General features: G+C 49.4%; 12 protein-coding genes. 10 read left to right on the top strand and 2 right to left on the bottom strand.

Annotation, left to right across the window (positions count from 1 at the left end; all coding sequences use genetic code 11):
- Positions 1-13 precede the first annotated feature (13 nt).
- The 6 genes from NBZ79_RS04830 to cobM are packed head-to-tail and all read left to right on the top strand — an operon-like array spanning position 14 to position 6,185.
- Positions 14-1,054, top strand: coding sequence for a sirohydrochlorin chelatase (locus NBZ79_RS04830; protein ID WP_420854585.1), 1,041 nt, complete (start codon positions 14-16; stop codon positions 1,052-1,054).
- A 5-nt stretch (positions 1,055-1,059) separates the two neighbouring features.
- A complete protein-coding gene (locus NBZ79_RS04825; protein WP_251935972.1) occupies positions 1,060-1,695 on the top strand; it encodes a precorrin-8X methylmutase in 636 nt (211 codons plus the stop codon).
- On the top strand, positions 1,692-2,894 hold the full coding sequence (gene cbiE / locus NBZ79_RS04820) for a precorrin-6y C5,15-methyltransferase (decarboxylating) subunit CbiE (protein ID WP_251935970.1): 1,203 nt from the start codon (positions 1,692-1,694) through the stop codon (positions 2,892-2,894). Before NBZ79_RS04825 ends, cbiE begins: the two co-directional genes overlap by 4 nt.
- Entirely contained in the window at positions 2,894-3,598 is a 705-nt protein-coding gene (gene cobI, locus NBZ79_RS04815; protein WP_251935969.1) for a precorrin-2 C(20)-methyltransferase, read from the top strand. Before cbiE ends, cobI begins: the two co-directional genes overlap by 1 nt.
- Entirely contained in the window at positions 3,589-5,424 is a 1,836-nt protein-coding gene (gene cobJ / locus NBZ79_RS04810) for a precorrin-3B C(17)-methyltransferase (RefSeq protein WP_251935967.1), read from the top strand. Before cobI ends, cobJ begins: the two co-directional genes overlap by 10 nt.
- A complete protein-coding gene (cobM, locus tag NBZ79_RS04805) occupies positions 5,421-6,185 on the top strand; it encodes a precorrin-4 C(11)-methyltransferase (protein WP_251935965.1) in 765 nt (254 codons plus the stop codon). The genes cobJ and cobM overlap by 4 nt, the downstream gene beginning before the upstream one ends.
- Before the next feature lie 19 nt (positions 6,186-6,204).
- Here the strand turns inward: cobM and NBZ79_RS04800 are convergent, their stop codons facing one another.
- A complete protein-coding gene (locus NBZ79_RS04800) occupies positions 6,205-6,945 on the bottom strand; it encodes a cobalt-precorrin-6A reductase (RefSeq protein WP_251935963.1) in 741 nt (246 codons plus the stop codon).
- Entirely contained in the window at positions 6,938-8,023 is a 1,086-nt protein-coding gene (locus tag NBZ79_RS04795) for a cobalt-precorrin-5B (C(1))-methyltransferase (RefSeq protein ID WP_251935961.1), read from the bottom strand. The genes NBZ79_RS04800 and NBZ79_RS04795 overlap by 8 nt, the downstream gene beginning before the upstream one ends.
- A 69-nt stretch (positions 8,024-8,092) precedes the next feature.
- Between NBZ79_RS04795 and cobA the strand changes: the two genes are divergently transcribed.
- Genes cobA through NBZ79_RS04775 form a run of 4 tightly spaced genes read left to right on the top strand, consistent with a single transcriptional unit; the run spans position 8,093 to position 11,538 of the window.
- Positions 8,093-8,893 carry a uroporphyrinogen-III C-methyltransferase gene (gene cobA / locus NBZ79_RS04790; RefSeq protein ID WP_420854561.1) on the top strand — a complete coding sequence of 267 codons (801 nt, stop codon included), beginning with the start codon at positions 8,093-8,095 and terminating at the stop codon, positions 8,891-8,893.
- A gap of 2 nt (positions 8,894-8,895) precedes the next feature.
- Entirely contained in the window at positions 8,896-10,218 is a 1,323-nt protein-coding gene (locus tag NBZ79_RS04785) for a cobyrinic acid a,c-diamide synthase CobB (RefSeq protein ID WP_251935957.1), read from the top strand.
- 11 nt (positions 10,219-10,229) lie between these two features.
- Complete coding sequence (cobU, locus tag NBZ79_RS04780; protein ID WP_420854584.1) at positions 10,230-10,739, top strand: bifunctional adenosylcobinamide kinase/adenosylcobinamide-phosphate guanylyltransferase; 510 nt, start codon at positions 10,230-10,232, stop codon at positions 10,737-10,739.
- Positions 10,740-10,743: 4 nt separating this feature from the next.
- On the top strand, positions 10,744-11,538 hold the full coding sequence (locus tag NBZ79_RS04775) for an adenosylcobinamide-GDP ribazoletransferase (protein WP_251935954.1): 795 nt from the start codon (positions 10,744-10,746) through the stop codon (positions 11,536-11,538).
- Positions 11,539-11,542 lie beyond the last annotated feature (4 nt).

The following is an 11,542-nucleotide window of genomic DNA, read 5'->3' as shown; positions in this document are numbered from 1 at the left end:
CATGGAGTGCGACATGACAGAAAAAATTGGCGTAATGGTATGCGGACATGGCAGCAGGGATGAAGGCGCCGTCACGCAGTTTGCTGCTGTTGCCAAAGGAATAGCGGAACGCTTGCCTCAATATGAAGTAGACAGCGGATTTCTGGAATTTGCGACACCTGTTATCCGGGACGGTTTGGATCGGCTACGGAACAACGGGCATACACACATATTGGCCATACCGGGCATGCTATTCGCTGCGGGCCATGCGAAGAATGACATCCCTTCGGTGCTCAATCAATATGCCGCTGAACATGACGGCTTAAAAATCTCTTACGGCCGTGAACTCGGTATCGATTTGAAAATGATCCGCGCCGCCGGTGACCGCATAAAGGAAGCTATTCAAGCCGCTGACGACAGCGTGCCACTTCACGATACTATGCTGGTGGTGGTTGGGCGCGGTTCGTCAGATCCTGACGCCAATTCAAACGCAACTAAAGTAATGCGTCTGCTTTGGGAGGGTCTGGGGTTCGGCTGGGGAGAAACAGTGTATTCCGGCGTTACATTTCCGCTTGTGGAACCCGGCCTCGAACATGCGGCGCGTCTCGGTTACAAACGTATTGTTGTATTTCCGTATTTCCTCTTCACGGGAATTTTAGTTAACCGCATCTATGATTACACAGACAAAGTGGCCGCAGCCCATCCGGAAATTGAATTCATCAAGGCGCCTTACCTGAATGATCATCCACTTGTCCTCGACAGTTTCGCCGAACGCGTTACAGAGATCCTTGACGGTACAAACAACATGAACTGCGGTATGTGCAAATATCGGGAGAAAGCGTTGGGTTTTGAGGATGAGGTCGGGCTGAAGCAGGAAAGCCATCATCATCACGTGGAAGGAATTGGAACTGGAAGTACCGAGCAACTTTCACATTCCCATGAACATGGCCACGCGCATAGCCATGATCACCCACATAATCATGAACATGGCCATAATCACGACCATCATCATCACCCTTACCCACATGCCGATCACCCATTAGGGCCGGTGACCATGAAGGAAGGCAGCAAGTAGACACGATGTACGATTATCTTCGGGCTCCGCAGGCAATTTACGAAAAGTCCTTTGCAACAATCAGGCAGGAAGTTGATTTTTCGGGCATGAGTGATCCGATGCGATCTATTGCGACCCGTATTATTCATGCTTGCGGTATGCCCGAAATATTGAACGAGCTTTCCTTTGATGACAAAGTTGCCGAAGCGGCCGTTGCTGCGCTGCGAGGCGGTGCTCCCATTCTTTCAGATTGTGAGATGGTGACCCATGGAATCATCAAACGCTTCTTACCGAAGAATAATTCCGTCATATGTACGTTAAATCAGCCCGATGTTCCAACACGTGCAGCTGAGATGCACACAACACGATCTGCCGCGGCCATAGAACTGTGGCGGGAGCATCTGGAAGGTTCTGTTGCTGTTTTTGGCAATGCGCCCACTGCCCTTTTTCATCTTTTGGAAATAATGGAAAAAGGGGCTCCTAAACCTGCAGCTATACTGGGATTTCCAGTGGGTTTTGTTGGCGCTGCCGAATCCAAAACCGCGCTTGCAGAAAGCACACTGAACATTCCATTCGTAACCCTGCTTGGTCGCAAGGGTGGAAGCGCCATGGCCGCTGCAGCCGTCAATGCAATCGCTCGCCTCGCGGGAGAAGGCACATGACAGCCTGGCTTAGCATTGTCGGTATTGGCGAGGATGGCCTGACTTCATTAAATCCTGAAGCCCGCGCTGCAATCGATGCCGCAACGTTGATTGTAGGTGGCGAACGCCATTTGGCCTTGCTTCCAGACGATGGCCGTGAACGTAAAACATGGACGAGCCCTTTAATGGATCTGGTCCATGAAATCATTGCGCGTCGCGGTGAAAAAATCTGTATTCTAGCAACCGGCGATCCACAACATTTTGGAATCGGTGTTACATTTACCAAGCGCCTCCCTACTAAGGAGGTCGCGATTTTCCCGTCGCTTTCCGCTTTCAGCCTTGCGGCCGCTCGCTTGGGGTGGGATCTATCAAGAACCGAATGCATGACCTTGCATGGCCGCCCTCTTGAACTCTTGATCCCCCATTTGACGAATGGTGCTAGAATCTTAGCGCTGTCCGATTCTGGTAACACTCCTGCAAACATGGCAAAAATACTGAGCGAGTACGGCTTCGGCAATTCTGAAATGACTGTTCTTGAGCATATGGGCGGGCCAAACGAAAAAATTACGTCAATGGAAGCCTTTCGCATCGGTGACGTTCAATTCCAGGATTTCAATACTGTTGCCCTTAAATGTGTTGCCAACCCGGATACGCAGCCATTATCAAGAATACCGGGCTTACCCGACACTGCATTTATGCATGACGGCCAATTGACCAAACAGGAAATCCGAAGCGCGACACTCACGGCCTTAGCGCCACTGCCTGGCGATCTTCTTTGGGATGTCGGTGCAGGATGTGGATCGATCGGTATTGAATGGATGAGATGCCATCCTTCCAATCAGGCAATTTCAATCGAAGATCATCAAGGGCGGCTCAACTATATAAATAAAAACAAATTGAAGCTTGGCGTTCCGGGATTGGCTGTCGTTACGGAGAAAGCACCTGTTTCCCTTCAAAACTTGCCGCCACCTGATGCTATTTTCATTGGCGGCGGTTTGTCGACCGAAGGAATGTTTGAAACTTGTTGGGCCGCGTTAAACCCTGGAGGGCGGCTCGTCGCCAACGCTGTTACAGTTGAAGGTGAAACTGTTCTTTTTAATCAACATGGTTTATACGGCGGTTCATTGACGCGCATTGACGTTTCCCGAGCTGAAAAAATCGGAAAATTCACCAGCTGGAAGCCCTTTAGACAAGTAACCCAATATAGATTGGTTAAATAATGACAGGTACTCTTTATGGTCTTGGCATTGGACCTGGTGATCCAGATCTAATTACCGTTAAAGCCTTAAAAATACTTCAAGCAACCCCGGTGTTGGCATATCCCGCTCTTGAAGATGGCGATAGTCTTGCTCGTGCAATCGTTGCACCTCATCTCGTCGCACCGAAAACGGAAATTGCTATCCGGATACCAATGACCGTTGATCGCGCTCCTGCGCAAAAGGCTTATGATATCGCTGCGCGGGAAATTGGCCATCATCTCACTAGCGGTCAAAATGTTGTCGTTCTATGTGAAGGTGATCCGTTTTTCTATGGATCCTTTATGTATTTGTTCGGTCGGATCGCCGAAAAATTTCCAGTGGAAGTAATCCCTGGAGTTTCCTCCTTAACAGCTTGTGCAACCGCTTTGCAATCACCATTATCCGCTCGCAACGATGTTCTTACAGTGCTGCCGGCTCCCCTGCCCTCGGATGCTCTTGCAGCCCAATTAAACGCGACAGACAGCGCAGCAATCATGAAAGTTGGCCGCCATTTCGAGCGAGTTAGAGACCTTATTGTAGAACTGGGGTTGGAAGAAAATGCCCGATACATTGAGCGCGCCACAATGGATAACCAGAAAATTCTGCCCTTGCGAGAAGTTGCCGCCAATGCGGCACCGTATTTTTCTATGATCCTCATTCACAAACGGGGGCAAGCATGGAAGTAAATCCACCCATTGCAATTATCCTGCTTAACGAAAGCGGCCGCTCGACCGCCAACCAATTGCAAGCTCTCTTTCCAGAAGCTCTTGTTCATGGCTTAACTGGCCGTGTCGAGCAAGCAGATCTCAGTTTTCAGCAAACAGCTTTACACCTGCAAGAACTGTTTCGAACAAAGACTCCCATAATCGGTATTTGCGCTTCCGCGATACTTATCCGGTGTTTGGCGCCGGTGCTCTCAGACAAGCTTATCGAACCTGCCGTCGTTGCCGTCGCCGATGACGGTATGAATATCGTACCACTCCTTGGTGGCCACCATGGTGCAAATGATTTAGCCAAGGAAATTGCAGCTGCCCTAAAGGGGCATGCCGCCGTGACGACGGCCAGCGATGTTCACTATGATATTGCCCTTGATTCCCCACCTGAAGGACTGGCAATTGCCAATCCACAACATTTGAAATCGTTCATGGGTGCTTTGTTATCCGGTGGAAAAATCAAGCTTGTTGGCCATCACGATTGGATTGCGCATTCAAACTTGCCCTTTTCGGACGAGGGGCAGCTAAGCATTGAGATAACGACGAAAAGCCGGAACGGCAACGATCACTCCCTTATTTTTCATCCAAAAACACTTTCAGTAGGCGTTGGCTGCGAACGGAATACGGACCCGGCAGAACTCATCGAGCTGGTAAAAACAGTTCTTGACGAAAATCATTTGAGCCCGCTTTCTGTCGGCTGCGTCAGTTCCATTGACGTGAAATCAGATGAATTTGCCGTCCATTCCGTTGCTCGACATTTTGGCATGGCGCCTCGGTTTTTTGACGCTGAACAACTCGAAAAGGAAGCGCCTCGCCTCAAAACCCCGTCTGATGTTGTTTTCGCGGAAGTCGGTTGTCATGGTGTAAGTGAAGGGGCCGCACTCGCTGCGGCTGGCGAAAAGGGAAGCTTGATCGTTGCAAAAAACAAATCGAAAAGAGCAACAACCGCAATCGCATTAGCACCGATGCCCCTCAATTCAGAAAAGATAGGGAGCATTCAGGGCAAGCTCTCAGTTATCGGCATGGGACCGGGCCAAGATCCATGGCGTACGCCGGAGGCCAGCTCCCTCATCGCCGAAGCAACAGATCTTGTCGCCTATGGTCTTTATCTGGATTTGCTCGGAACGAGCATTGCCGGCAAGATACGCCATGATTATGGTCTGGGCGAAGAAGAAACACGCGTACGAGCTGCCCTTGATCTCGCAGCTGAAGGCAAGAATGTTGCCCTCATATCCTCAGGTGATATTGGGATATATGCTATGGCAACTTTGGTTTTTGAGCTAATCGATCGCGAGAAACAAACTAACTGGGACCGGCTTGAAATACAGGTGACGCCGGGCATATCAGCTTTACAGGCGGCAGCCGCGCGAGCCGGAGCGCCGTTGGGGCACGACTTCTGCACCATATCCCTTTCAGACCTCTTGACCCCTTGGGAGGTCATAGAGCGCCGGATTGAAGCCGCTGCCTCCGGTGATTTTGTTATTTCATTCTATAACCCGGTATCCCTTAAACGCCGAACCCAGCTGCATGCCGCCAAGGAAATACTGCTTCGCCATCGTCCCAAGAGCACACCTGTAATTATTGCACGGAATTTAGGGCGGGACACAGAGAACGTATCCTTTGTACCTCTGGTAGAGCTCGATCCAGAGAAAGTTGATATGCTGACTTTAGTGATGGTTGGGTCGAGCGAAAGCCAGATTACGGAAACAAATTCCGGCAATAAACGTTGGGTATATACACCACGGGGCTATGCCGGAAAAATGGACATTTCGACCCTAAAAACAGGAACACAAGAATGACCGTCTATTTTATAGGAGCCGGCCCGGGCGCGGCTGATCTCATTACCCTTCGCGGCCGTGATCTCATTGCCGCTTCTCCGGTTTGTCTCTATGCCGGTTCGTTGGTGCCGGTGGAAATACTCACTCATGCCCCAAAAGATGCGCTGATCATCGATACGGCCCCCTTAACACTTGATGAAATTATTGCGGAGATGATCAAGGCCAACGATCAGGGATTAGATGTCGCGCGCGTCCATTCAGGAGATCCAAGCCTTTATGGCGCCATAGGCGAGCAAATGCGCCGATTGGATGATTTGAAAATTGATTATTCCATTACGCCCGGTGTGCCGGCATTTGCTGCTGCCGCCGCCGCTTTAAAAACCGAATTTACACTACCTGAGGTCAGTCAAACTGTTATTCTGACGCGGACGTCAATGAAAGCGACAGCGATGCCCAACCGGGAGGACCTGTCGACATTGGGAACATCCGGCGCCACACTCGCCATACATCTGTCTGTTCGCAACCTGCGGGCCGTTACAGCTGATCTTATTCCTCATTATGGAGAGGATTGCCCCGTAGCAGTTGTCTTTCGCGCCAGCTGGCCGGATGAAAGTATCATTCGAGGTACGTTGTCAGATATCCGCGAAAAGGTACGGGCAGAAAAAATTACCCGGACAGCGCTGATTATTGTTGGGCGCGTTCTGGATGCAAAAGACTATCGAGACAGCGCACTCTATCATGCTAATCATGTGCATGTATTAAGGCCAAAACGCAAAGCCTAAAAAAAAAGTAACGCGGCATTCAGGGGGCAATTGACGATAAGATATCTTCGATAGATGTCATCGTCGTCATCCTCGGTAATATCGGCCGATCTATCATGATAACAGGAAGCTGAAGTGATCGTGCCGCGGCGATTTTGCCATAAGTGGTCGCACCACCACTATTCTTGCTAACGACAACATTCACGTGATGTTGGCGCATTAACCTGATTTCATCGGATATTTGAAACGGACCACGTTCGCGGATAAAAATGGTCTCGGATCCAACGGGCTCGAACGCTACCTTCTCAATACTCCTAACCAGAAAAAAGCGATCCGACAGATTTGCAAAATATTCCAGCTCCTGCCGGCCAACAGAAAGGAAAATACGCATATAATCTGTTAGTGCCACGGCCGCCTGCTCGATTGAAGATACCGGTATCCATTGATCCCCTGCTTCCATTTTCCAGGGAAGTCGATTGAATCGAACATAAGAAATCTCTTTTTCCCGACAAACGGTAGCAGCGGTATGGGTAATGTTGGCGGCATAGGGATGACTAGCATCTATTACCTTTTGAATATTGTTCTGATCTAAAAAAGCGGCCAATCCAGCAGCGCCTCCAAATCCTCCAGTTACAACGCGGCCTCGCAATTTGGCGGGGTTTGTTGTTCTTCCAGCAAGCGATGTAACCAGGTTTACATTCTCAATATCCGCCAATATGGCATTCAACTGACGAGCTTCCTCGGTCCCGCCGATAAGCAAAATACGGGTTTGTTCAGTCATTGCTTCGACCTGCCAATTGGCCCTTACGGTCAAATATTATCACTTCAATTGCTGTGGAACCGCCCCCAATTTCAAAAGCGGTGCTTTTGGCCTTTTCCGCCACATGGTCGGCTAAGGGTAAATTTGCTTGCCGCGCCCATTCGAGGACCTGCATCGCCGTATTTGCGGTTCGTACTTTATGAGCTAACTCTGCCGATGCCTTGAGGGTTGCCATCTGATCGGACAGCCATTCGAAATCCACGTGACTGCGGCCGGAATGTAAATCCATATGTCCTTGCGCCAGTTTCGTGATTTTTGCGAAACCTCCTGCAATGGTCAGTCTAGGCACCGGATGTTTTCGAATATACTTCAGGACACCGCCGGCAAAATCCCCCATATCCAATAAAGCGACTTCCGGTAAATTATAAAGCTCCGCAACCGCCTTTTCAGAGGTTGATCCTGTACTGGCAGCCAAATGATGTTCTTGTGCAGCTCGGGCAACGTCAATACCACGATGTAGCGACGCGATCCAGGATGCACAGGAATACGGGACTACAATACCCGTCGTTCCCAGGACCGACAATCCGCCGACAATGCCCAGTCGACCGTTCATGGTGCTTAGAGCCAATTCAATTCCATTTTCAATTGCGACTTCAATTTCTATATCTGCTGGCTGTCTCGCGGCCAAGGCAGTTTCTAATACAACCTCTCGCATCATTTGACGCGGCACAGGATTAATAGCTGGTTCACCAACAGTAATTGGCAAACCTTCGCGCGTAACCGTACCAACACCCTCGCCTGCTTTAAACACTATGCCAGCGCCTTTATTCAATTTTTTAACCGTAACCATTATTCGGGCAAGGTGAGTTACATCAGGATCATCGCCAGCGTCCTTAATAATACTGACGGACGCGTAATTTGAGCCTTTTTCCTCTGTGGCGAGTGCAAACGCCGGTTTCTGACCTTTTGGCAAAGTAATTGTAACGGGATCTGGAAATTCATCTCCAAATAACGCTGTTAAAGCCGCTTTTGTAGCCGCGGTAGCACATGCACCTGTTGTCCAGCCAAAGCGCAATTCTTTTTTATCCGGATCCGTCATATTGTTATTTATAGGCTGACATGTCACAGATGGCTAGGCGTAGACAAAATACATGTGTACAAGACAAATATGGATAGAATTTTGAAAAATATACCGGCTTTCGAACCGGGTTCTGTATGGCTGGTCGGTGCCGGACCTGGTGATGCAGGTCTACTGACCCTCTACGCTTATGAAGCCCTCCGTCAAGCAGATGTCCTTGTCTATGATGCATTGGTGGGTAAAGAAATATTGCGTCTGACCGGACCAGATACGTTATTGGAATATGCGGGAAAACGCGGGGGAAAACCTTCTGCGAAGCAACAGGATATTACCGAACGCCTGGTTACCTTGGCAAAAGAAGGTAAAAGGGTACTTCGTCTCAAAGGCGGCGACCCCTATATCTTTGGACGCGGAGGTGAAGAAGCGCTGATGCTTGCCGCACATAATATCCCGTTTCGTGTTATTCCCGGCATTTCATCGGGTGTAGGCGGGCTCGCCTACGCCGGCATTCCGTTGACCCATCGAGACACAAACTCAGCTGTTACATTTTTGACGGGGCATGATGCAACTGGCGAAGTTCCAAATGTCAATTGGGAGCATATTGCGAAGGGCTCCCCGGTTATCGTACTGTATATGGCGCTTAAGCATATTCAGGTAATTTGTGATCGCCTGATCGGGTTTGGCCGCTCCCCGGACGATAGTGTTGCTGTTATTTTCAAAGCGACAACGGAAGAACAAAAAGTTGTCGTCACTGACCTGAAAAATGCGGCACATGACGTCGCGGCAAGCGGTCTTAAACCACCCGCCTTAATTGTCGTTGGCGAGGTCGTAAAGCTGCGGCCACAATTGGATTGGTTCAGCCGCTTCCTTAATCAAGCTGAAGGAAACTGATCATGGAGGGAAAAGCCGCCCCCTCACTGATTATTGGCGCACCGGCTTCCGGTTCTGGAAAGACGACCCTTACCCTTGCAATTTTACGGGCGTTACACAATCTCGGCCATTCCGTCAGTTCTTATAAAATTGGACCAGACTATATCGATCCTGTTTTTCATCGCCGGGCATCCAATCACACTTGTTACAATATTGACCCTTGGGCCATGTCTTCCCAGACAATTACCGATATGTTTTTCGAATTATTGAAGAACAAAGACATCGCCATTGGTGAAGGTGTTATGGGGCTCTTTGATGGGGCGCAAAACGGAAGCGGATCCACCGCAGATGTCTCTGTTGCCCACAATATTCCCATCGTGCTTGTTGTCGATGCAAAAGGACAAGCCGCCAGTGTTGCGGCCCTATTAACAGGCTTTAATACCTATCGAGAAGATGTCACCATCGCCGGTGTTATTTTCAACAAAGTTGGTGGACCGGGACATGTTCGACTACTCCGTGAAGCTGCTGAAAAGGTTGGCCTTCCACTACTTGGCTGCATTCCCAAATCAGATCTTCTCGCGCTAGATCACCGACATCTGGGCCTTGTACAAGCCCGGGAAACAGTTGAGCTCGAGAAATTCTTGGACGCAGCCGCCGGATTAATTTCCACTCATATTGATTTGTTGGCGCTCTTTAAGTTGGCTCGTCCCGTTGCCAACATCACGGATAACCCGTTTACGGCTCTATCACCGATTGGTCAGCATATTGCAGTCGCGGAAGATGACGCCTTTTCTTTCATTTATCCACATGTACTCGAGGGCTGGAAAAACGCCGGTGCGGCGCTTTCTTTCTTTTCACCGCTGGATGATGAGGCGCCATCCAAAGAAGCAGATGCTATTTTCCTGCCAGGTGGATACCCAGAGCTTCATTGTGAAAAACTCGGTAATAATTCCCAATTTAAAAAGGCGATGACCCTTGCCGCGGCAAGTGGTGCAAAAATTTACGGCGAATGCGGTGGGTTTATGACCTTAGGGGATATCCTGATAGACAAAGAAGGTCATCAACATCAAATGCTCGGTTTGCTGCCAGTGACAACATCATTTGCTGAACCTAAGCTCCATCTTGGTTATCGGAATGCACGTCTGAAGAAAGACAGTTTCCTTGGACCAGACAATACACTTTTTAAAGCCCATGAGTTTCATTATGCACATATGACAGAAACATCGGCTCAATCCGCCCTATTTGACATCTCCAACGCGCGCGACGAAAATCTGGGTACAGTCGGTGCTATATCCGGAAATGTTGCAGGATCCTTCATTCATCTTATCGATAAGGCGCAAACGTGAGCGAAAAAAAAATGCCAGATATATCGCTTATCCTTGGGGGCGCACGCTCTGGTAAAAGCCGTTTCGCAGAGGATCTTGTTACGCAGAAAAACTTGACCCGAATTTATCTTGCGACAGCTCAATCATATGATGAGGAGATGGCAGCCAGAATTGCCAAACACAGAAGTGACCGGGGTAGACAATGGACAACCATCGAAGAACCCCTGGAACTCTTGAAGTCTCTGCAGCAAAATTCCTCAGTAGAAAATATAATCCTCGTTGATTGCCTGACGCTCTGGGTTAGTAATCTCATGGGCGAAGGGCTTTCTGTCGAAGAAGCTGTTGATCAGCTGATTGATGGATTATGCTGTGTTGACGGACCCGTCGTTTTTGTTTCAAATGAAGTTGGCCAGGGCATTGTGCCAGATAATGCCATGGCGCGGGAATTTCGTGATCACGCGGGCAGATTACATCAACGGTTGGCAGCCAAAGCAAAATCAGTTTATTTCATAACCGCCGGTCTTGCCCAAAAGCTAAAGTAAAATTATGACGACAGATCCCTCTCGCGATAAGGCGCCTTCTTACAAGGGAAACTGGGTCCAGGATTTTCTGGTGTCGCTGGTTTTTTTAACACGCCTGCCCATATCACTTCGGTTTTCCTTTGACATGGGCGCATTAAGAACGGCCAGCCGATGTTTTCCAATAATCGGCATTATTGTTGGCGGCCTCTCTGGTGCTGTTTTTCTGGTCGCTATTGCAATTGATCTACCTGCCCTCCTTTCCGCTTTCTTGGCTATCGCCTCCCAAGCCCTCTTGACTGGAGCTTTGCATGAAGATGCGATTGGCGATGTTGCAGATGGCTTCGGCGGTGGCACGACGCGCCTGGAAAAATTGGAAATCATGCATGACAGCAGAGTTGGAACCTACGCCGTGCTCGCATTGATTTTTGTTATTGGCATGAAGGTCGTAGCACTTTCAAGCGCAATCAGTCCGATGATGATATTTGCAATTCTTGTTTCCGCCGCCACGGTCAGCCGAGCGCTTATGACATGGGGAATGTATTTAATGCCCTCTGCCCGCACTGACGGGTTAAGCCATAGTGCCGGTCGCCCACCTATTCTGGCACCTCTTTCAGCAACCGTTATTGCCGTGCTTGTCGCCATCGTCTCATTGGGAAACCTGATAGGAGCAACAGCGCTACTGGTTGCTATAATCAGTGCCGCATTAGTGGGTATTATCGCTTACAGGCAAATAGGCGGCCAAACAGGTGACGTCCTAGGTGCTATCCAGCAAATCTCCGAACTGGGTTTCATCATTGCCTGCGTTGCAGTAATTTTATGACCTT

Origin of the sequence: Sneathiella marina, assembly GCF_023746535.1 — a bacterium.
Lineage (GTDB): Bacteria > Pseudomonadota > Alphaproteobacteria > Sneathiellales > Sneathiellaceae > Sneathiella > Sneathiella marina.
This window is presented reverse-complemented; position numbering and strand designations above follow the sequence as displayed.